20 protein-coding genes and 1 pseudogene are annotated in these 19,503 nt (G+C 63.3%); 12 read left to right on the top strand and 9 right to left on the bottom strand.

The features are described 5' to 3' along the window. Nucleotides 1–70: 70 nt before the first annotated feature. A complete protein-coding gene (locus NKI72_RS19060; protein WP_352539814.1) occupies nt 71–1,075 on the bottom strand; it encodes a cytochrome d ubiquinol oxidase subunit II in 1,005 nt (334 codons plus the stop codon). Further along, nucleotides 1,072–2,445 (bottom strand): cytochrome ubiquinol oxidase subunit I, encoded by a 1,374-nt coding sequence (locus tag NKI72_RS19065; protein WP_352614778.1) that lies wholly within the window; start codon nt 2,443–2,445, stop codon nt 1,072–1,074. The genes NKI72_RS19060 and NKI72_RS19065 overlap by 4 nt, the downstream gene beginning before the upstream one ends. A gap of 262 nt (nt 2,446–2,707) precedes the next feature. Between NKI72_RS19065 and NKI72_RS19070 the strand changes: the two genes are divergently transcribed. The 4 genes from NKI72_RS19070 to NKI72_RS19085 all read left to right on the top strand — a co-directional run bounded on the left by NKI72_RS19070 (nt 2,708) and on the right by NKI72_RS19085 (nt 5,745). After that, nucleotides 2,708–3,634 carry an ABC transporter ATP-binding protein gene (locus NKI72_RS19070; RefSeq protein ID WP_352472842.1) on the top strand — a complete coding sequence of 309 codons (927 nt, stop codon included), beginning with the start codon at nt 2,708–2,710 and terminating at the stop codon, nt 3,632–3,634. A gap of 14 nt (nt 3,635–3,648) precedes the next feature. After that, a complete protein-coding gene (locus NKI72_RS19075) occupies nt 3,649–4,410 on the top strand; it encodes an ABC transporter permease (protein ID WP_352614795.1) in 762 nt (253 codons plus the stop codon). 166 nt (nt 4,411–4,576) lie between these two features. Further along, on the top strand, nt 4,577–5,068 hold the full coding sequence (locus NKI72_RS19080; RefSeq protein ID WP_352539811.1) for a MarR family winged helix-turn-helix transcriptional regulator: 492 nt from the start codon (nt 4,577–4,579) through the stop codon (nt 5,066–5,068). Next, nucleotides 5,065–5,745, top strand: coding sequence for a GNAT family N-acetyltransferase (locus tag NKI72_RS19085; protein ID WP_352614776.1), 681 nt, complete (start codon nt 5,065–5,067; stop codon nt 5,743–5,745). Before NKI72_RS19080 ends, NKI72_RS19085 begins: the two co-directional genes overlap by 4 nt. 101 nt (nt 5,746–5,846) lie before the next feature. Here NKI72_RS19085 and NKI72_RS19090 read toward each other — a convergent pair whose 3' ends face one another. Next, the gene (locus NKI72_RS19090) at nt 5,847–7,838 is read right to left on the bottom strand and encodes a PhoX family protein (RefSeq protein ID WP_352614773.1); all 1,992 of its coding nucleotides are present in this window, start codon (nt 7,836–7,838) and stop codon (nt 5,847–5,849) included. Nucleotides 7,839–8,039: 201 nt separating this feature from the next. Here NKI72_RS19090 and NKI72_RS19095 point away from each other — a divergent pair, with 201 nt between their 5' ends. The 3 genes and pseudogenes from NKI72_RS19095 to NKI72_RS19105 all read left to right on the top strand — a co-directional run. Next, on the top strand, nt 8,040–8,378 hold the full coding sequence (locus tag NKI72_RS19095; RefSeq protein WP_023679017.1) for a hypothetical protein: 339 nt from the start codon (nt 8,040–8,042) through the stop codon (nt 8,376–8,378). A 14-nt stretch (nt 8,379–8,392) separates the two neighbouring features. Beyond that, nucleotides 8,393–9,094: a phosphatase PAP2 family protein gene (locus tag NKI72_RS19100; protein ID WP_352850506.1), complete on the top strand. Its 702-nt coding sequence runs from the start codon at nt 8,393–8,395 to the stop codon at nt 9,092–9,094. A 259-nt stretch (nt 9,095–9,353) separates the two neighbouring features. Next, a pseudogene (locus tag NKI72_RS19105) lies at nt 9,354–9,602 on the top strand (sodium-independent anion transporter); the annotation flags it as partial. A gap of 15 nt (nt 9,603–9,617) precedes the next feature. On the opposite strand, the gene NKI72_RS19110 reads toward NKI72_RS19105, so the two are convergent. Next, the gene (locus tag NKI72_RS19110) at nt 9,618–10,478 is read right to left on the bottom strand and encodes an SMP-30/gluconolactonase/LRE family protein (protein WP_352836007.1); all 861 of its coding nucleotides are present in this window, start codon (nt 10,476–10,478) and stop codon (nt 9,618–9,620) included. 115 nt (nt 10,479–10,593) lie between these two features. Between NKI72_RS19110 and NKI72_RS19115 the strand changes: the two genes are divergently transcribed. Then, nucleotides 10,594–11,397 (top strand): helix-turn-helix domain-containing protein, encoded by an 804-nt coding sequence (locus NKI72_RS19115; RefSeq protein ID WP_352451850.1) that lies wholly within the window; start codon nt 10,594–10,596, stop codon nt 11,395–11,397. Nucleotides 11,398–11,523: 126 nt separating this feature from the next. On the opposite strand, the gene NKI72_RS19120 is transcribed toward NKI72_RS19115, so the two are convergent. Genes NKI72_RS19120 through NKI72_RS19130 form a run of 3 tightly spaced genes read right to left on the bottom strand, consistent with a single transcriptional unit; the run spans nt 11,524 to nt 13,774 of the window. After that, the gene (locus tag NKI72_RS19120) at nt 11,524–12,321 is read right to left on the bottom strand and encodes a C40 family peptidase (RefSeq protein ID WP_352684032.1); all 798 of its coding nucleotides are present in this window, start codon (nt 12,319–12,321) and stop codon (nt 11,524–11,526) included. A 41-nt stretch (nt 12,322–12,362) separates the two neighbouring features. Next, nucleotides 12,363–13,304, bottom strand: coding sequence for a CHAD domain-containing protein (locus NKI72_RS19125; protein ID WP_352502682.1), 942 nt, complete (start codon nt 13,302–13,304; stop codon nt 12,363–12,365). Then, on the bottom strand, nt 13,301–13,774 hold the full coding sequence (locus NKI72_RS19130) for a CYTH domain-containing protein (RefSeq protein ID WP_352473606.1): 474 nt from the start codon (nt 13,772–13,774) through the stop codon (nt 13,301–13,303). The genes NKI72_RS19125 and NKI72_RS19130 overlap by 4 nt, the downstream gene beginning before the upstream one ends. Before the next feature lie 87 nt (nt 13,775–13,861). Between NKI72_RS19130 and NKI72_RS19135 the strand changes: the two genes are divergently transcribed. Genes NKI72_RS19135 through NKI72_RS19150 form a run of 4 tightly spaced genes read left to right on the top strand, consistent with a single transcriptional unit; the run spans nt 13,862 to nt 17,590 of the window. Further along, nucleotides 13,862–14,578 (top strand): CerR family C-terminal domain-containing protein, encoded by a 717-nt coding sequence (locus tag NKI72_RS19135; protein WP_352817952.1) that lies wholly within the window; start codon nt 13,862–13,864, stop codon nt 14,576–14,578. After that, complete coding sequence (locus NKI72_RS19140; protein ID WP_352850508.1) at nt 14,575–15,528, top strand: HlyD family secretion protein; 954 nt, start codon at nt 14,575–14,577, stop codon at nt 15,526–15,528. Before NKI72_RS19135 ends, NKI72_RS19140 begins: the two co-directional genes overlap by 4 nt. Next, nucleotides 15,525–16,445 (top strand): ABC transporter ATP-binding protein, encoded by a 921-nt coding sequence (locus tag NKI72_RS19145; RefSeq protein WP_023679007.1) that lies wholly within the window; start codon nt 15,525–15,527, stop codon nt 16,443–16,445. Before NKI72_RS19140 ends, NKI72_RS19145 begins: the two co-directional genes overlap by 4 nt. An 8-nt stretch (nt 16,446–16,453) precedes the next feature. Further along, on the top strand, nt 16,454–17,590 hold the full coding sequence (locus tag NKI72_RS19150; protein WP_352473617.1) for an ABC transporter permease: 1,137 nt from the start codon (nt 16,454–16,456) through the stop codon (nt 17,588–17,590). A gap of 36 nt (nt 17,591–17,626) precedes the next feature. On the opposite strand, the gene NKI72_RS19155 is transcribed toward NKI72_RS19150, so the two are convergent. Continuing rightward, complete coding sequence (locus NKI72_RS19155) at nt 17,627–18,280, bottom strand: glutathione S-transferase family protein (RefSeq protein WP_352836016.1); 654 nt, start codon at nt 18,278–18,280, stop codon at nt 17,627–17,629. 92 nt (nt 18,281–18,372) lie between these two features. Further along, nucleotides 18,373–19,350: a threonine/serine dehydratase family protein gene (locus tag NKI72_RS19160; RefSeq protein WP_352614761.1), complete on the bottom strand. Its 978-nt coding sequence runs from the start codon at nt 19,348–19,350 to the stop codon at nt 18,373–18,375. Nucleotides 19,351–19,503 lie beyond the last annotated feature (153 nt).

The following is a 19,503-nucleotide window of genomic DNA, read 5'->3' on the forward strand; positions in this document are numbered from 1 at the left end:
TGGTCCGGCCAGAGAAGGTTATTCCGCTTGAAGATGAATATTCTGTTTCAGGCTGCGACGGCGATGCCGGTCAGTCATAGGTCAGATCCGTCGCCTTGCCGGCGAACACCCGGTAGGCAAAGAACGAATAGAAGATGATGATCGGCAGCACGACGACCGTCCCGACCAGGATGACGGCCAGGCTTTCGGGTGCCGAAGCAGCCTGCCAGATGGTCAGCCGGTCGGGCACCACGAAGGGGTAGAACGACCAGGCGAGGCCGGCAAAGCCGAGCGTGAAGATCGCGGCCAATGTCAGGAACGGGAGCAGCGCGTGGCGGTCGCCGGGTTTCGGCAGATGGAAGGTCTGGCGCCACAGCCACAGGAACAGCACTGCCGACAGGATCGGCAGCGGCGACAAATAGAGCATGGCCGGCCAGACGAACCATTTGTCGAAGATGCGCGCGCTGGCAAAGGGCGTGGCCAGCGATACCGCGACCATGCCGAGCGCGGTCAGCACCAGCGCCGTCCGCAGCCACAGCACCGCCTTCTTCTGCAGATCGCCTTCGGTCTTATAGATGACCCAGGCCGCGCCCATCGCCGCGTAGGCCGCGGCAAGGCAGAGCGCCACCAGCGCGCCGAAAGCGACGCCGCCGGGGCCGACGTCGAGGCCGAGCACATAGACGCCGAGCATATAACCTTGCGCCAGCGACGCGACGACCGAGCCGAGGAAAAAGATGCGGTTCCAGCGGTGCTTCCTGCCGGCCGGCACCTTGGCGCGGAAATCGAAGGCGACGCCGCGCAGGATCAAGCCGACCAGCAGCACGAAGACCGGAATGTAGAGCGCCGTCAGAATGGTGCCATGCGCCAATGGGAAGGCGACCAGCAGCAGGCCGACCGCCAGCACCAGCCAGGTCTCGTTAGCGTCCCAGAACGGGCCGATGGCGGCGATCATCGTATCCTGTTCGGTGTCTTCGGCTGCGGCGAACAGGATGCCGATGCCGAGATCGAAGCCGTCGAGGATGACGTAGATCAGGATAGCGAGGCCCATCAGCCCGGCGAAGATCAGAGGCAGCAGGGTCGGCCAGTCGACGCTCATGATGTTTCTCCTGGTTGCGCAACCGGCTGCGACAGCGGCCTGTTCATGACGCCCGGTAGCGGCGAGGTGTCACCATCCTTCGCCGCCTTCAATGCCAGATGCACCAACACGCCGAGATAGGCGATCAAGAGCAGCACGTAGAGGATGAGATAGACCGCGAGCGACAGCGCGACATGGCTGCCGGCGACCGGCCCGACAGCATCGGCGGTACGCAGCACGCCGGTGACCAGCCAGGGCTGGCGGCCGATCTCGGTGGTGTACCAGCCGGCCAGCGTCGCCAGCCAGCCGGACAGCGCCATCGGCACCATGACAAGCGCCAGCGGCTTGGGCAGGCCGTGGCGGCGCTTGAGGAAGAAGGCCGCCGACCAGGAGACGGCGAGCATCAGGAGGCCGGTGCCGACCATGATGCGAAAGCCCCAGAACACCGGAAATACGGGCGGATGGTTGCCGGCATAATCGTTCAGACCCGGCACGATGCCGCCGGCGCTGTGCCTGAGGATGAGGCTGGCGCCATCCGGAATGGTGAGCTCGAACCTGTTCTGCTTGGCCGCTTCATCGGGAAGAGCAAACAGCACCAACGGCACGTTGGGACCGGTGTTCCAGTTGGCTTCCATGGCGGCGATCTTCTGCGGCTGGTGTTCCAGCGTGTTGAGGCCGTGCTGGTCGCCGGCAAAGATCTGGATGGGAATCAGGATAGCGGCGGTGAAGACGCCGGTGCGCAGGGCCTTCCACATCGATTCCGAGCGATCGCCGTAGAGATAGCGCAGCGCCGACAGGCCGGCGATCAGGAACGAGACGGTCAGCCCCGAAGCAAGCAGCATATGAACGAGCCGGTAGGGCATGGACGGATTGAAGACAACGGCCCACCAGTCGGTGGCGTGCGCAACACGATTGCGCATCTCGAAACCGGCCGGTGTCTGCATCCACGAATTGAGCGCGATGATCCAGAAGGCGGACAAGGTGGTGCCGCCGGCCACCAGCACCGTCGCCAGCGTATGGACGCGGTTCGAGACGCGGCGGAAGCCGAACAGCATGATGCCGAGGAACGCCGCCTCGAGGAAGAAGGCGGTCAGGATTTCGTAGGCCAGCAGCGGGCCGGCAATGTTGCCGACCGTCTCCATATAGCCCGGCCAGTTGGTGCCGAACTGAAAACTCATGGTGACGCCGGAAACCACGCCCATGGCGAAGGACAGCGCGAATACCTTAACCCAGGTGAAATACGCGCGCATCCAGGCGGAATCGTTTGTCGCGTTGTAGCGGAGCTTGAAGAACAGCAGCACCCAGCCGAGCGCGATGGTGATCGCCGGGAACAGGATGTGGAACGAGATGTTCGCGCCGAACTGTATGCGCGACAGAATGAGCGGGTCCATGGCGGCTCCGGCTGCTGCTTGTTTGTTGAAGGATAGGCTTGATGCACCGGACGGTCAAAGCGGCGTCCCGCCGCGAGGCGGAACGCCGCAGTGCGGTTAATCTGCTTTTGCGTGGAATTTGGCTGGACGACCGGGCAGGTGTTGCCTATTCCGGCGAACCTCGATGTCCAGAACTGTCGGGAGCGCCATTGACATCCGGATTTGCGGACCGACATTCAGCGGATTAAATCAACAACTCTGTTTCAAGCAGTCGTTTTCAGCCATGCAGCCGATCATCTCGATTTCCGGGGTCACCAAGACCTACGCCACCGGCTTCAAGGCGCTGAAGGAGATCAATCTCGACATCGTGCGCGGCGAGATCTTTGCGCTGCTCGGGCCGAATGGCGCCGGCAAGACAACGCTGATCTCGATCGTCTGCGGCATCGTCAACCGCTCGTCGGGTTCCGTCACCGTCGACGGCCATGACATCAACCGCGACTACCGCGCCGCGCGCAGTCTGATCGGGCTGGTGCCGCAGGAACTGACCATCGACGCCTTCGAGAGCGTGTGGGCGACGGTCAACTACAGCCGCGGCCTGTTCGGCAAGCCGGCGGACAAGGCGTTCGTCGAAAAGGTGCTGCGCGACCTGTCGCTCTGGGACAAGAAGGACGCCAAGGCGATCACGCTGTCCGGCGGCATGAAGCGCCGGCTGATGATTGCCAAGGCGCTGTCGCACGAACCGCGCATCCTGTTCCTCGACGAACCGACGGCAGGCGTCGACGTCGAGCTGCGCCAGGACATGTGGGCGATGGTGCGCCGGCTGCGCGAAGACGGCGTCACCATCATCCTGACCACGCATTACATCGAAGAAGCCGAGGCGATGGCCGACCGCGTCGGCGTCATCAACCGCGGTGAGATCGTGCTGGTGGAGGACAAGGCCGAGCTGATGCGCAAGCTTGGCCGCAAACGGCTTGTGCTGGAACTGCGCAGTCCCCTGGCCACCGTTCCCGATGCTTTTTCGCACTACGCGCTGGAGCTTTCGCCGGATGGCGGACAGCTGACCTATACTTATGACAACCAGAGCGAACGGCCGGGCGTCGCCTCGCTGATCCGCGAGCTCGAGGCGGCCGGCATCCAGTTCCGCGACATCGATACGGAAAACAGCTCGCTCGAGGAGATCTTCGTCAACCTGGTGAGGAAACCGGCATGAACCTGCGCGCGGCCATGAATCTTCATGCGGTATGGGCGATCTATCGGGTGGAGATGGCGCGCGCCCTTCGCACTGTGCTGCAGAGCATCGTTTCGCCGGTGATTTCGACGTCGCTCTATTTCGTCGTCTTCGGTTCGGCCATCGGCTCGCGCATCACCGAGATCGACGGCATCAGCTACGGCGCCTTCATCGTACCGGGGCTGATCATGCTGTCGCTGCTGACGCAATCGATCTCCAACGCCTCTTTCGCCATCTATTTTCCGAAATTCGTCGGCTCGATCTACGAATTACTGTCCGCGCCGGTGTCCTATCTGGAGATCGTCATCGCCTATGTCGGGGGCGCGGCGACAAAGTCGATCGTGCTTGGCCTGATCATCCTGGCGACGGCCTCGCTGTTCGTGCCGCTGACGATCCAGCATCCGTTCTGGATGCTCGCCTTCCTGGTGCTGACGGCGGTGACCTTCAGCCTGTTCGGCTTTATCATCGGCATCTGGGCGAAGAGCTTCGAGCAGCTGCAGCTGGTGCCGCTGCTGATCATCACGCCGCTGACCTTCCTCGGCGGCAGCTTCTATTCGATCAACATGCTGCCCGGCATCTGGCGCACGGTGACGCTGTTCAACCCGGTGGTCTACCTGGTCAGTGGGTTCCGCTGGAGCTTCTACGGCAAGTCCGACGTTTCGGTCGGCGTCAGCCTCGGCATGACGGTGGTCTTCCTGCTCATCTGCATAACGATCGTCGCCTGGATCTTCAGGACCGGCTACCGGCTGCGCAACTGATCGAACGGGCCTCGTCCAGGCGAAGCAGCCTGACCGATCGACCTTTCCTTGCCGAAGGCGATAGGCCTGCGCCCGATGCCTGGAACCCGCGCTTGAATGCCTCGATCTTGCTTTTCATGCATTGTTATATATCATGTTATCGGTGTTCATGGGGATGAATTGGCCTATGGAAGACGTCATACGATCGCTTGGCTTTCTGTGCCTGGGCAGCAGGCTGAAGCGTATAGGCGAGCAACTGCAAGCGGAGGCGCAGCGCCTGCTCGACAGGCTGGATGTCCCGGTTCAGGCGAGCCAATACCCGCTGCTGGCCGCGCTCGACAGGCTGGGTCCGCTGTCGGTCGGGGAACTGGCGCAATCCCTTGGCATCGCGCAGCCAGGCGTAACGCGAAGCGTCTCGCTTCTGGCCGAATTGGGACTGCTCGAAGTCAGTCCGTCGACCGATGACCAGCGGCGCAGGATCGTCTCGCTTACTCGGGACGGCCGGCGGCTGGTCGATGTCGCAAAGCGCGACGTCTGGCCTTGCATCGAGAACGTGGTCGCGGATTTGTGCGCAGGTTTTTCGGGGCCGCTTCTTGAGCAGCTGGCTGCCATCGAGGACGGCCTCGCCGCTGCTCCTCTCGACCGTCGTGTAAATAAGCCTGAGGGTGCCGCGCAATGAGACATCTGCTCGACCGCCCTATCTGGAGCGCGCTTCAGACGCGACATCGGGCCTTCGCGGAGGGTGACAACCTCGCCATGCGATATCGGCCGTCGATCGTCCCTTTCGCCGCCACTGGCGCGGACGACCCGGAAAGCCTGCGGGCGCTCGAAAACCTTGTCTCCCCGGGCGAGAGTATGATCCTGCTTCAAGCGGACGCGATTGCTCTGCCCACGGGGCTTTCCGCGACTTCGACCGCAGCCGGGGTTCAGATGATCGCCGAGCAGCCATTGCAGATCGTCTCCGACCCGCGCGTGCATCGTCTGACCCGAGACGATGCTGCTGAGATGCTCGCCCTGGCATTGCTCACCAAGCCTGGCCCATTCACGCTCGAAGCCTTGAGCCTGGGCGATTTTTGGGGTGTGAAAATCGAGGGCAGGCTCGCGGCAATGGCCGGCGAGCGCATGAAGCAACCTGGCTATACCGAACTCAGCGGGGTGTGCTCACATCCGGAATTTCGCGGCGGTGGCCTAGGAAAGCTGCTGTCCCTATTAGTGGCAAACCGGATAGTGGCGCGCGGCGAAGTTCCCTATCTCCACGCCTATGCCAGCAACGCCGCGGCCATAGCGTTATACGAGTCCATCGGCTTCAGGTTGCGAAGCACAATGAATGTGGCCGTGGTTCAGCGCACCGAATGATTAGTCGGCGCATGATGCGCAGCATGGATGCATCCCGTATCGGAAGGAAGGATTTCGTACCGCCGAAATCCTTCCTTGAGACTGCAAGAGCTGGCTGCGTGTCAGACCGCGATCTTGCCGCCGCCTTGCCTGGTGATGGCAACGACCGCCGGGCGCACCGGCATGTCCGGCTTGAAGTCGGGCCAGCGCGTCGACAAATCCTCATAGTAGGACGGACGGCCGAAAGCCTCCCAGTCCTCGCCGCCGTCGCCCGGATGCTGGACCGCAACGAAGGCGGTCTGGTCGTCCGGCGCAAACAGGGGACCGCACATTTCGGCGCCGATCGGCACGCGGAAGAACAGCTTTGATGTCGCCCGTGCCGTCCCCTCCGTATCGACAGCCCACAGACCATCGGTGCGGCCGGTGGCTTTCGGGCCTTGGCCGTCGGTGGCGACCCAGAGGCGGCCAGCCGAATCTACCGTGCAATTGTCCGGCATGCCGAACCAGCCATTGGCGGTGGTTGCGGTCGAGAAGGTGGCGCCGACGTCGGCCACAGCGGGATCGCCGCATTTCAGCAGGATTTCCCACCTGCCCTTTGTCGCGGTGAAATCACCGCCGTCCTCGACGATCTCGATGATGTGGCCAAAGGCATTTTCGGCACGCGGGTTGGCGGCGTCGACCTGGTCGGCCTTGCGCTTCGAATTGTTGGTCAGCATGACATAGACCTTGCCGTTGGCGGCATTGGGCTGGATGTCTTCCGGGCGGTCCATCTTGGTGGCGCCGAGCAGGTCGGCGGCGCGGCGCGTCTCGATCAGCACATCGGCCTCGCCGGCAAAGCCGTTCTCCGCCGTCAGCGGCCCTTGGCCGAAGACGATCGGCAGCCATTCGACCGAACCGTCGTCGGCAAACTTGGCGACATGCAAGGTGCCGTCGTCGAGCAAATCCATGTTGGCGGCGCGGTTGTCCGGATCGAACTTGCCTGTGGTGACGAACTTATAGACATAGTCGAAGCGCTCGTCGTCGCCGAGATAGAAGACGACACGGCCATCCTGGGCGACGATCGATTCGGCGCCCTCATGCTTGAAGCGGCCCATCGCGGTGCGCTTCCTCGGCGCCGAAGTCGCATCCTGGACGTCGACCTCGACGATCCAGCCGAAGCGGTTCGGCTCGTTCGGCTCCTTGCCGATGTCGAAACGGTCGTAATGCGCTGCCCATTCATAGGCACCTTCGGGAATGCCGAGGCGCTTGTAATTGGCCGCCTCCTTGTGGCCCTGCGGCAGCTCGCCCGAGAAATAGCCGTGGATGTTCTCCTCGGCCATGACATAGGTGCCCCACGGCGTGACGCCGCCGGCGCAATTGTTGATGGTGCCGATGACCTTCGTGCCGGTCGGATCGGCGCTGGTCTTGACGCGGTCGTGGCCGGCGACCGGGCCGGAGAGCGCGATCTCGGTGTTGGAGGTGATGCGGCGGTTGAGCTTGCCGTCGCGAACGACCTGCCATTTGCCTGATACCTTGCGTATCTCGACGATAGTGCCGCCATGCGCGGCCATCTCGACATCGACTTGCTCCTTGCTGAGGGGCGCCTGCTTGGCTTTGCCATCGACGATGGTGACGAGGCCCGGAAACATCAGGTGCGGATTGGTGTATTCGTGATTGACGACCAGCAGGCCGTGCTCGGCCGAGCCGTCGATCGGGATATAACCGACATAGTCGTTGTTGTAGCCGAATTGTCTGGCCTGGGCTTCCGCCGACTGTTTTGTCGGATCGAATCCCGGCGAATCGGCGAACAGCGGATCGCCCCAGCGCAGCAGCACGTCGGCGTCATAGCCAGGTGCGACGTGATGCTTGTCGTCGATGCCGGCCTCGAGCTCGTCGAAAGCGAAGGCGGAGCCTTCGGCGGCGCGGGCGTTGTCGGCGGTGATCAGCGCCAGCGGGCTGACGGTAGCGGCTATGGCCGAGACGGCAAGCGAACCCTTGAGGAAGCCGCGGCGTGAGAACCGCGCGGCGATGATCTCACCCATGGTGCGGTTGTCGGTGGGATTGGCTCCTGGCCCATCGTTTTCCTCGAGCAGGCTGGTGCGGAAATGGGCGTCAGGGGTGCGATGTTCGGTCATAGGGCCTGCCTCTGGCTGGATGGATTGCTGGAGCGTGTTGCCTGGCCAATCCGGTATTACCGGCAGGTCACAGTTTGATGACATGCCGGCTAAATTGCCACCTGCGATTTCGTATCCAACATCGGCCCCGCTTGACCGCGACCGGCGCTTCGGAAACAAGAGCTGCGGCAGGCGGTAGGGACCGCATCGGGAGGAACAAAAGTGAGTTTCTGGGGACTTGGGCAGCTCTGCGTCTCGACGGTGATCTTCCTGCTGGCGGCGATGGCCGCAAAACAGTGGGGGCTGGCGCCGAGCCTCGGCAAGATCGTGCTGACGTTGGCGCTCTACTCGCTGGGCAATCTGATCATGCTGAGGCTGATCCGTGAATTCGGCATGTCGGTGTCGTTCAGCCTGTCGGCGGTGATCCAGCTGGTGTCGGTGAATGTGGTGGCGCTGGTCTTCTTCGGCGAACGCGTCAATGCCTTGCAGGCAACCGGCATCGTGCTTGCCATCGCAGCTGTGGCGCTGATCACGCTCGGGCCCTATCTGCAAAGGCTGTAACTGCGATCGGGCCGATGAAGAAGATTGCAAGCAGACTGCCCAACTGGCTGGAGTTCCCGGTTCTGCTGGCCGGGCTGGTCATTGCCGGCGGGCTGTGGGGGTTCGAGGAGCTGATGGAGCTGGCGCGGGCGACCACGCCGCATGCCTTCGACACCGAAATCCTGCTTGCCTTCCGCAAGGCCGGCCAGCCCGACAATCCGATCGGACCGGCGTGGCTGGAAGGGGCGATGCGCGACATCACCAGCCTCGGCAGCGCCAGCGTACTGCTGCTGATCACGGCAGCAATGATCGTCTATCTGCTCCTTATCCGCGGGCCAGGCGCGGCGCTTCTCATGTTCGTCGCGGTAGCGGGCGGCCAGCTCCTGTCAAGCGTGCTGAAATTCGACATCGACCGGCCGCGCCCCGATCTGGTCTCGCATCTCGCCGATGTGGCATCGCTTTCGTTTCCGAGCGGCCACGCCATGCTGTCGGCGGTGACGTATTTGACGCTGGGCAGCATGGCGGCGCGGGTTTTGCCCGGGCGCACAACGAAGATCTATGTACTCGGGCTGGCGGTGCTGACGACAGTGGTGGTCGGCATCAGCCGCATCTATCTCGGCGTCCACTGGCCGTCCGACGTATTGGCCGGCTGGTGCGCCGGCTTTGCCTGGGCGATGCTGTGCTGGCTTGCGGCACGGTTCCTGCAGCGATGGCTTGGGCGGGCCGACGGCACCTGACTCAAATCAGCCTGTTGATCAGGCCATGACCGCAGCCTGCCAGCAGGAAAACCATCGACAGCAAGGCTGTCGAGGTTGCCAACGCTTTGAATATCTTCACCCGCTCATCCTTTTGAAGTCGTTCCTGTGAAATCGGGATCGCAGCGGATGTCCCGCCAAACGATGCCGAGGTTTGTAGCATGACAGCGCATCGGCTGGCAAAGAGTGCTGCATGTTTGGAGGCAGATCATCAATCCTTGGTGCAGGAAGACGTCGCCGCCCGCGCCAGCGCAGGAACTTCATCCTCGACTGTTCGGCGGTGCCGTTCTTCGATTCGACGGCAGCCAATGTCATCGAGGGCGCGGCCCACAAGGCGAGCCGCGCCGGCGTTCGCTTCATTATATCAGGCGCTTCAGCGCAGGATACGCCGCATGCTGATCAACCACGGCGTCAAGCGGCCGCTGGTGACTTACGCGCCTCGATCACGGATGCGCGGGCGCAGCTGAGGAGAGCCGCGCCCGCCGCTTGAGCTGGCAACGCCGGCTTAGTCGAGGCCCAACGCTGAGACCTCGCCCTCGTTCATCAGCGGCACGAAGATTGTCGACCTGCCGTCGGTGCCGATGTCGGCGCTGCCCGGCTTGAACGTCGCAACCGCTTGCGGCGTGCCGCCGGCTTTGTAGCGGTAGAGCGTGCCGGTCATATACGCGGTGGCGTAGATGCTGCCGCCGATGGCAACGACGCCATCGAGGTTGGCAAACTTTTCCGCGCCAGCCAGTGGCGAAACGGCCTTGGTAGCAAGATCGACCGAGAGCAGGCCGCCCGGCTCCGCGGTGCTGAAGTCGGGCTTGATGCCCTTGCCCCAGGAAGCGACGATCAGCCGGCCGCCATCGGCGAAGATGCCATTCGGCGAAGCAAGCGCCGCATCCCTGACGAACAGTTCGGGCCGGTCGCGGTCGATGCGATAGATCGTATCGGCAAGCATATCCGTGACGTAGACATTGCCGGATGCATCAGCGGTCATGTCGTTGAGAAAGACCGCGTTCGGCACGTCGATCGTCGATGTTAGCTTGCCGCTTGCGAGGTCGACGACGCGCACATGGGTGAGGTCGGCGACGTAGAGTTTGCCGCCGACAATCGCCATGCCCTTGGGCGCGTCCATGCCGTCGGTCCAGTGTTGCGTGACTAGCTTGCCGTCCATCGACAGGATCGACAGATAGCCGTTGCCGTCGGCTTCGCCGGGATTGCCGACGATGTTCGAGACGATAACGCGCTGGCCGGCGGCGTCGAACAGCGCCGATTCAGGCTGCTCGAGGCCGCCGGTGCGCCAGAGTTCAGCGGCCTGAACTGCCGGCGCGGCGGCGATGCCGACCAGGGCGAGAAGCATCGAGGTGAAGAGGCTCTTCATGGCTAGTCTCCTGTAATGGACTGGCGGAGAGCTAGGCCTTTCGATACTTTTCGGGAAGAGCTATCAGGACTAGTACCGAAGGCTGATACCAAATCGTGCAAAAGAGGTGCATCCCATGAACGGCCTGATCTTCGAAGCGCTGAAGCGGACGCTTAAGGCAAAGGGCATCACCTATCGCGTCCTTGCCGAGCGGATGGGTGTTTCCGAGCCGACGGTGAAGCGCATCTTCCACGAGCGCAACTGCAAGCTCGACCGGCTGATGGAGATCTGCACTGCCGCCGGCGTAGAGTTGGAAAACGTGCTCGGCTCAATGAACAGGGGACCAGGACCCGCCAACCAGATCGCGCCGGAGATCGAGCGCAAGCTCGCCGGGCGGCCGGCACTGCTGTTCGTCTTTGTCATGCTTTCCGAGAAATTCACGCCCGAAGGCATCATGCGCTCACAAGGGCTGAGCGAGGCTTCGATGTTCCTCTATCTGCGCGAGCTCGAGGAACTCGGCCTGGTCGCGCTCGGTCGCGGCCTGTCGGCAAGGCTGCTGATCGAGGCGCCGATCCAGTGGAATTTCGAGGGGCCATTGCGGCCGCTGTTCGAGACGACCAACAAGAATTTCATCGGCTGGGCCATCACCCATCTTGAGCGCGAGTCGACGTTCGTCAGCTTCTCCAGGCGGATGCGGCCGGAAACGGCGGAAATGGTCAGGCGCGAGGCGGAGGAATTGGCGGAGCGCGCCAAATTGCTTGCTCATCACGACCAGCACACGACGCCTGAAGACCGACTGGTCGGCTACAAATGGACGTTTGCGTTCGGCGCAACGCCGTTCCCAGTGATCATGCCGATCGGGCCGCATCCGCGCGACGCAGGCGCACGGACCGACGATCGAGTTGCGGCTGCCGCAAACGGACGACGTCTGCCGGCCTAGGTCAAAATGCAGAACGACCGAGTCCGGGCTGTTGGCGGCAGCCAGTCTGACTGAGCTTCTTACCCCTGAGTATCGGCCGCAAACCGGTTCTCAGAGGGTCCCCTGCTCAAACACAAGATCGAGCGGCTATTCGGCGGTCTTGTTCGCCACCTTGTCATCCCAGACCATCTGCCGGTAGTCGAAGCCGTATTCCAGCGTTGGCTTGACAATACGGAAATAGGGCGACAGGTCGAAATCGCGCGGCGTGTAGAGCGAGTGATGGCGGATGTGCAGGATTTCCCTGCGCGAAAAGCTCGACTGGGCCGAGGCACGGCCAGGCGCCCGGGTAATCTCCGGCAGGATCGGGTAGCGGATCAGGCCATACGCCTCGGCGATCAGCGACGAGCAGATGGCGCGCGTCGGGTCGCCGGAACCGAAAGCCAGCATGCGGCGGCGCCAGCGCACCGGCACCGGCGGCGTCGGCAAGAAGTAGCGCAGCATGTCGAATATGTTCCTGAGATCGTATCTGAGACCGAGCCTGCCGATCATGAACGCGACGACCGCTTCGCGATCGTCCGGAGCCAGGCCACTCGCCCGGCAGATGCGGGTGTTGTAGCTGCGATAGCGCGACAGCGGCACGGCGATGCAGCCATCGCCGAGCGTGACCTCGATCAGGCGCCGCCGCTCCGATCCGTCCTCCGGCTCCGGTAATGCATCGCCGATATAGAAGGCGGCATGCGACCAGGTCGACTGGGTGAGGTATTTGATCGCCGCCGAGATCTTCTGGTTGCCTTCGATGAGCAGGATGTCGCCGGGCTCGAGCGTGCGGCGCAACGTTTCGGCGTCCGACGGCGTGTAAGGCTCGTAGCCGGACGATTCCTCCTGCAGCCGGCCGGCAAGCCAGCGGCCAAGTCGGTCCAGAAGCGTGTCGCCGGGCTCGGTCATGCCAGACGGCGATTACCACAGGGCGGCAAGTTAGACCATGATCAGCCCACGCCAGGCGTGCCGGCGTCTTCGTGCGCAACTGTGAGATCTTCGCGCGCCTTACGGGCGAACTTCCTCGTCGAGCGCTTCGGGCTGTCGCCGAAAAGCTCGGCCGCCTCGGCGAGGCAGGTCTTTTTCAGGCTCTTTTCCGAACGCTTCAGCAGCTTGGCAAGCAACCGCGTCTCTTCAGCAGGACCGAGTGGCTGGTCCTCGGCATCGAGAAGCGCGCGCATGACGAACACATCGTGCAGCTCGCCGAGCCGCTCGCCCAATTCGTCGACGGCCCTGCGCCGCGTTTTGATCGGCGTCGGCCACAGCCGGCCGAGCAGCGACAGGTGCATGCCATGCGTCTTGGCCGCCTTGCGCAGGTCGTGAAAGTCATCGGCTTCGCCGCGCGAAGCCGCCTTGTCCAGCGCTTTCCTGGCACGGCGCAAAGTGGTGCGCGCGCCTTCGGCGAGCACGTCGGCAGCCTGCTCCGGCTTGTCGGGCAGAGCGAGCTTGTCGATCCGGGCGACACCTTCCTCGCAAGCGGAAATCGCCGCGCCTATCGCAGCATCGAGGCCTCCTCCGCCATGCAGTTCATGCTGGCGCGCGACGAGCCTGTCACGCACGGCACCGAGGCCATCGCCGGCACTTTGCTCGGGAAAGCTTGCCGCCAGCCGGTCGATTGTTTCGACCAGCGCGGTCGCCTCGCGCGGGCCGGCAAGCAGGGCCGCCACCTGGCGGTAGCACTGATTCTCCGTCACGCAGAATGTTTCGTCTCCGGAACGGACAAGGCGCAGCAAGGCGCGGACGTTCTTCAGCCGTTTGCGGCATTTGTGCAGCCCCGGTTCGGGCCTGTCACGCGCCGCGTTCAGATGGTCGATCACCTTGCCGATCTCCTCGGCGAGGATGCGCCTGACCTCTCCGGTCAGCGACATGCGCGGATCGATACGAAAGCTCATGCGACGATCTCCGGAATCCCCCCAAGGGCGAGCGACGCGTTGTAAAATCTCGGCTCGCCGGTGACTTCACGGCCGAGCCAATGTGGCAGCATTTCGTCCTGTATATCATCCGGCGTCTCGAGCTCGGCGATCACCAACCCCGCAAGCGTCCCGCCGAAGACATCGACTTCGTAGCGATAGCCGCGATGTTTAACATGGTGGCGTGTCTTCTCGATGACATGTCCGATGGCAAAGGCCTGCATCTCCTGCGCCTCCGCCAAAGGTACCGGATATTCGAATTCATCGCGCTCGCGTGCCTGGCTGCCGAACTTGAGCGTCAGCTTGGCGGCCGCATCGTTGCTGATGCGAACACGAACCGTACGGCTGGGTTCGGCGACAAGATAGAATTGACGGATATGAATGTCCGCCTCGACCATTGCCCGCCATTCCTCACCTGAGACCAGGAATTTACGCTCGATTTCCTTGCCCATGGCCAGGCACTAAAGCGCGCACGGCCAGAGTTGGCAAGCCGCTTGACCGCACTTGACTTTAATCATTCGATTGATTAAATTGTGGCCATGATCAAATCGCCCAGCGCCAGCGGCCTTCCTCATGAGGCGCCCAAGACCGCCGCCGATATGACGCGGGCGGCACTTGTCCGCGCGGCGTTGAAACTGTTCGGACGGCAAGGTTTCGACGGCACCTCGACGCGCCAGATCGCGGCGGAGGCCAAGGCCAATATCGGCTCGATCGCCTATCATTTCGGCGGCAAGGAAGGGCTCCGCAACGCGGCGGCCGACTACATCGTCGACACCATCCAGACCGTTGCCGGCCAGGCGATCGGCAATCTGCAGGCGCCGGTCGCGGCATTGGCCGACACCGAGGCCGCGCGGGCACATTTAGCCGTCGCACTGGAGCGGATGGTCGCCTTCATCGCGGCAAGGCCGGAAGCCGGCGAGATTGTACAGTTCGTCCTGCGCGAGCTGTCGCATCCTACCGCGGCGCTCGACCGTATCTATGACGGCGTGTTCGAACCGGCGCATAACCGGCTCTGCCTGATCTGGGAACAGGCGACGGGCGAGCCGGCCGAGAGCGAGCGCACAAAACTCACCGTGTTCACGCTGATTGGCCAGGTCGTCTATTTCCGCATCGGCCGCGAGGCGGTTATGCGCCGCATGGGCTGGCGCGAGATCGGCAATGACGAGGCCGGAAAGATCGCGGCGGTGGTGACGGATAATCTCAGCGCGATTTTGGCTCGGCGCGATTTGGCTGTCCGGAAGGATCGTGGATCATGAGCCTGCTCTGTTCTTTGCCGCTTGCCGCCCAGCTTTTCAGCGCCTGCGCGCCGGGAGCACCGCTCGCCGTCGGCTACGTCGAGGGCGACTACGTCCTGCTCGCGCCGATCGAGGTGGCGCAGGTCGAGACGATTGCGGTCAAGCGCGGCGACCGCGTCGCGCCCGGCACGCCGGTGGTGACGCTGGAAAACGCCGACGCCAAGATCGCCATCGCACAAGCCGAGGCGGCCCTTGCGCAGGCCCAGGCGCAACTTGCCGACCTGCAGGTCGGCAAGCGGCCTGAAGAGATTGCGGTGCTCAAGGCGCAGCTCGACATGGCCAAGGCGCAAGCCGCCGACGCCAAACGCCGTTACATCCGCGCCAGCGATCTGTTCAAACGCGGCACCGGCACACAGGCCGACTACGACACGGCTTCCGCGACGCTGGAGACGGCCAACGCGCAGGGCGGCCAGGCGGAGGCCAATCTCGCCGTCGGCGGCCTGCCGGCACGGCCGGAGACGATCAAGGCCGCCGACAATCAGGTCAGGCAGGCGCAGTCGGCGCTGGAGCAAGCGCAATGGCGGCTGTCGAAGCGCGTGCTGACGGCGCCCTCGCCCGGCCGGGTCAACGATGTCATCCGCTATCCTGGCGACACGGCCGGGCCGACCGCGCCGGTCATCTCCATGCTGCCGGATGGCGCGGTGAAGCTCAGCGTCTATGTGCCGGAAAGCGCGTTCTCCTCGGTCGACGTCGGCACGCTGCTCAACGTCCATTGCGACGGCTGCGGATCGGGCGTGAAGGCTCGCGTCAGCTACGTGTCGCCGGATCCGGAATTCACGCCGCCGGTGATCTACTCGCTCGAGACCCGGCAAAAGCTGGTCTATCTGGTCGAAGCGCGGCCGGAGGGCGACGCCAGCGCATTGCAGCCCGGGCAGATCGTCGACGTCGATCTGGCGGACATCGGAAAATGAACGTCATCGACGTGCACGGCCTGGTCAAACGCTTCGGCGACAAGACCGTCGTCGATCATGTGACTATGGCTGTGGCCGAGGGCGAGATCGTCGGCTTCCTCGGGCCGAACGGCTCGGGCAAGACGACGACCATCCGCATCATGTGCGGCTTGCTGACGCCGGATGAGGGCGAAGGCACCGTTCTGGGCTTCGACATCCGCACCGACAGCCTGCGGATCAAACGCGAAGTCGGCTACATGACGCAGAGATTCTCGTTCTACGAAGATCTCACGATCGGCGAGAATCTCGAATTCGTGGCACGGCTCTACCGGCTGAAGCCGCTCGACGAGCACGTTGCTAAGACGCTTGAGGAGCTCGGCCTGACATCGCGCAGGAACCAGTTGGCCGGCACCCTGTCCGGCGGCTGGAAGCAGCGGCTGGCGCTGGCCGCCTGCATCATGCACAAGCCGAAACTGCTGCTGCTCGATGAACCGACGGCGGGCGTCGACCCGAAAGCGCGACGCGAATTCTGGGACGAGATCCACCGGCTGGCGAGCGGCGGCCTGACCGTGCTGGTCTCCACCCACTACATGGACGAAGCCGAGCGCTGCCACCGCATCAGCTACATCTCCTACGGCAAGATGCTGGCCACCGGCACGGTCGAGGACGTGGTGAGGAATGCCGGGCTGACCACCTTCGTCCTGCAAGGGCCGCGGCTCGATCAGGTCGCTGCCGCACTTCATGGCCGCCCCGGCGTCGACCAGGTGGCGCCGTTCGGCGCGACGCTGCATGTCGTCGGCTCCGACAGGACGGCACTTCAGGCAGCGCTCGCCGATGTCGAGAAAGAGCACGAGGGCGTTACGGTGACGCCCGGCGAGACCAGCCTGGAAGATGTGTTCATCCAGTTCATGTCCGGTTCGAAGGACAACATGGGATGAAAAATGGGATAGACAGCATCTTTTCGTTCGCCAGGCTAGGCGCGCTGCTGATCAAGGAGTTCATCCAGATGCGGCGCGACCGCATCACCTTCGCCATGATGCTCGGCGTACCGCTGATGCAGCTGGTGCTGTTCGGCTATGCCATCAACAACGATCCGAAGAGCCTGCCGGCAGCGCTGGTGACGATGAGCAGCGATCCTTACACGCGGGCCATGGTTTCGGCGCTGCAGACCACCGGCTATTACCGCTTCGACCATGTTGCGCAAAGTGCCGCCGAAGCCGAATTCCTGATGGCGCGCGGCGACGTCGCCTTCGTCGTCACCATTCCCGCCGATTTTGCCCGACGGGTCGAGCGCGGCGACAGCCCGCAGATTCTGATCGAGGCGGATGCGACCGACCCGGCCGTCGCCAGCGGCGCCATCTCGACGCTCGGCACCGTCGCCAATCAGGCGCTGCTCAGGGCACGCGGTATGCAGGAGACGGCGGCCGAAGCTGCCCGGGGCCAGCTCCAGGTGGTGGTGCACCGGCGCTACAATCCGGAAGCCGTCTCACAATACAACATCGTGCCCGGCCTGCTCGGCGTCATCCTGCAGATGACGATGGTGATGATGACCTCGATCGCGCTGACGCGCGAGACCGAGCGCGGCACGATGGAGAACCTTCTGGCGATGCCGTCCAGCCCGCTCGAGATAATGCTGGGCAAGGTGCTGCCCTATCTGGCGGTCGGCGCCGTGCAGGTACTGGTGGTGCTGGCAGCCTCGAAGCTTCTGTTTGCCATCCCCTTCACCGGGTCGATGTCGCTGCTGTTGACGGCGGTCCTTATCTTCGTCTTGGCGCTGGTGCTGCTCGGCTACACGATCTCGACGATCGCCCGCACGCAAATGCAGGCCCTGCAGCTCACTTTCTTCTTCTTCTTGCCGTCGATCATGCTGTCCGGCTTCATGTTTCCCTATCGCGGCATGCCGGACTGGGCGCAGATTTTCGGCGAGGTGCTGCCGCTGACGCATTTCCTGCGCATCATCCGCGCGGTGATGCTGAAGGGCGCCGAGCTGCCGGCGGTGGCAACGGAAATCGGCTGGCTGGTGGTGTTCGTGGCGCTGTTCGCCGGTATTGCGCTGGTGCGGTTCCGCCGGACGCTGGATTAGGGTCGAACTCGATCCGCTTGTGCAAATGATCGAGATTTACACGGACTTGGCCTGGCCCGGGACCGGTGTCAATTCAGGCGCATTGAGCCCTTCGAAGGGATCGCGCCAGGGGTCGATTTCTTCGAGTTTAAGATACCAGCGACTGACAGAGGGATAGTCATCGAGCGGCAATCGGGCGACATCGTTGAAGGGCAGAAACGTCGCCATTCGAAAGTCGGCATAGGAAACCGAAGCGCCGACCAGCCATTCTCGCTCAGAAAGCTCGGCATCAAGTATGGCAGCGGCCGTGCGGAAGTCGCTCAGGCCCTCCTCAACCCGCGCCTGATCGATCGGGCCGAGCCCATAGCGCTGTTTGGTCCCGCGTTCGAAATGCACGACGTCGCAGGCTCTTGCGAAGTTCTCTTTCCCCCAACTCAGCCATCGGATCATCTCGGGCTCGTCGTCGCCGGTGCGCCAGAAATGCGAATGCGTGTCGCGTGAAAGGCGGCAGGCTATGGCGTCGGCCTCCCAGAGGCTTTTTCCCAGGCCTACGAGGATGGGCAATGAAAGATTTGGATTGAGCGGCCGAAATCGCTCGGCCTGGCCCGGAGCGAAGGGAGAGGCGAATTCAAACTCGACCTTGACGTTGAGATACCGTGCCACCGCGACCGCGAGGCGAGGATTGGGATTGCGGCTGAAGAACAGTTTCATTGATCTCAGTCTTTGAAGGGTACCGGTTCGGCTGGGCGCAACGGAGGCTCGAGCGCCTCGAACCGGCACATGACCTGGAATTGGTTGCTATCTTAGCTGGCAGCAATGATCTCGGCATAGGTGCTGAGATCGACATTGCCGCCGGAGAGCACCACGGCAATGCATTTCCCGGCAAGGTCGATCTCGCCTGACGACAGCGCGGCCAAGCCGACGCAACCGCCGGGTTCGACCACCAGCTTCAGACAAGCCATCGCATCGCGCATCGCCTGTGCCACCGCCTTGTCGGAAACGGCGATGGCGCCCGCGAGATTCTTGCGGTTAATCTCGAAAGTGATGGCGCCCGGCTCGGCGACGAGAAGGGCATCGCAGATCGAGGTGTGGCCGGGCGCGTTCGACACCCTGGCGCCTTTGATCAGCGAGCGGCGTGTGTCGTCGAAATGCTCAGGTTCCACGGCCCAGACGGCGGTGCCCGGCGGGGCATCCTTGACCGCGATCGAAATGCCGCTGCTCAACCCGCCGCCGCCGCAGGGAACCACTACCGCATCGAGGCTGACGCCAAGCGCTCTTGCTTGGCGCATCAATTCGAGGCCGATCGTGCCCTGGCCGGCGATGATGGCCGGATCGTCGTAGGGCGGCACCAGGACCATGCCCTTTTCCACGTAAGAACGGACGACGGCAGTGCGATCGTCGCGGACCCGGTCGAAGGTGATCACTTCCGCGCCCATCTTCCTGACATTGCCGACTTTCATCGCCGGCGCATCGGCGGGCATGGCGATGACGGCCTTGACGCCGAACATCGCCGCTGCGGCGGCAACGCCTTGCGCGTGATTACCCGACGAGAAGGCGACGACGCCGCGGGCGCGTTCTTCCGCCGAGAGCGAGGAGAGCTTGTTGTATGCACCGCGGAACTTGAACGAGCCGGTGCGCTGCAACGTCTCCGGCTTGAACAGGATCCTGGCGCCGAAGCGATTGTTCAACTCCGGCGATTCGATCAGCGGCGTTTCGACGATCAGTCCGGACAATCGCGCTGCTGCACTGTGAATATCGGCGATGCCGGGAGGGGTGATCATGGCTGGGTCCTGCAAGAGATGAGACGGCCTATGGTGCACGGAAAGGGAAGCCGCGCACCAATGAAAAAATGTGACCGTTACAATTCGACTTGGAGGCAGGAGTGGGCGTGACTGTCACCCACCTCTCCTCCGCCCTCCGCCATGCATTCGTCA

The organism is Mesorhizobium sp. M0437 (assembly GCF_040321335.1).
Lineage (GTDB): Bacteria > Pseudomonadota > Alphaproteobacteria > Rhizobiales > Rhizobiaceae > Mesorhizobium.

Coding starts and splice junctions, on each gene's coding strand:
- NKI72_RS19070 (WP_352472842.1), top strand. CDS start 2,708: ATGCAGCCGATCATCTCGATTTCCGGGGTCACCAAGACCTACGCCACC.
- NKI72_RS19155 (WP_352836016.1), bottom strand. CDS start 18,280: ATGAAACTGTTCTTCAGCCGCAATCCCAATCCTCGCCTCGCGGTCGCG.
- NKI72_RS19090 (WP_352614773.1), bottom strand. CDS start 7,838: ATGACCGAACATCGCACCCCTGACGCCCATTTCCGCACCAGCCTGCTC.
- NKI72_RS19125 (WP_352502682.1), bottom strand. CDS start 13,304: ATGAGCTTTCGTATCGATCCGCGCATGTCGCTGACCGGAGAGGTCAGG.
- NKI72_RS19145 (WP_023679007.1), top strand. CDS start 15,525: ATGAACGTCATCGACGTGCACGGCCTGGTCAAACGCTTCGGCGACAAG.
- NKI72_RS19140 (WP_352850508.1), top strand. CDS start 14,575: ATGAGCCTGCTCTGTTCTTTGCCGCTTGCCGCCCAGCTTTTCAGCGCC.
- NKI72_RS19120 (WP_352684032.1), bottom strand. CDS start 12,321: ATGACCGAGCCCGGCGACACGCTTCTGGACCGACTTGGCCGCTGGCTT.
- NKI72_RS19085 (WP_352614776.1), top strand. CDS start 5,065: ATGAGACATCTGCTCGACCGCCCTATCTGGAGCGCGCTTCAGACGCGA.
- NKI72_RS19110 (WP_352836007.1), bottom strand. CDS start 10,478: ATGAAGAGCCTCTTCACCTCGATGCTTCTCGCCCTGGTCGGCATCGCC.
- NKI72_RS19115 (WP_352451850.1), top strand. CDS start 10,594: ATGAACGGCCTGATCTTCGAAGCGCTGAAGCGGACGCTTAAGGCAAAG.
- NKI72_RS19135 (WP_352817952.1), top strand. CDS start 13,862: ATGATCAAATCGCCCAGCGCCAGCGGCCTTCCTCATGAGGCGCCCAAG.
- NKI72_RS19060 (WP_352539814.1), bottom strand. CDS start 1,075: ATGAGCGTCGACTGGCCGACCCTGCTGCCTCTGATCTTCGCCGGGCTG.
- NKI72_RS19065 (WP_352614778.1), bottom strand. CDS start 2,445: ATGGACCCGCTCATTCTGTCGCGCATACAGTTCGGCGCGAACATCTCG.
- NKI72_RS19100 (WP_352850506.1), top strand. CDS start 8,393: ATGAAGAAGATTGCAAGCAGACTGCCCAACTGGCTGGAGTTCCCGGTT.
- NKI72_RS19160 (WP_352614761.1), bottom strand. CDS start 19,350: ATGATCACCCCTCCCGGCATCGCCGATATTCACAGTGCAGCAGCGCGA.
- NKI72_RS19075 (WP_352614795.1), top strand. CDS start 3,649: ATGAATCTTCATGCGGTATGGGCGATCTATCGGGTGGAGATGGCGCGC.
- NKI72_RS19080 (WP_352539811.1), top strand. CDS start 4,577: ATGGAAGACGTCATACGATCGCTTGGCTTTCTGTGCCTGGGCAGCAGG.
- NKI72_RS19130 (WP_352473606.1), bottom strand. CDS start 13,774: ATGGGCAAGGAAATCGAGCGTAAATTCCTGGTCTCAGGTGAGGAATGG.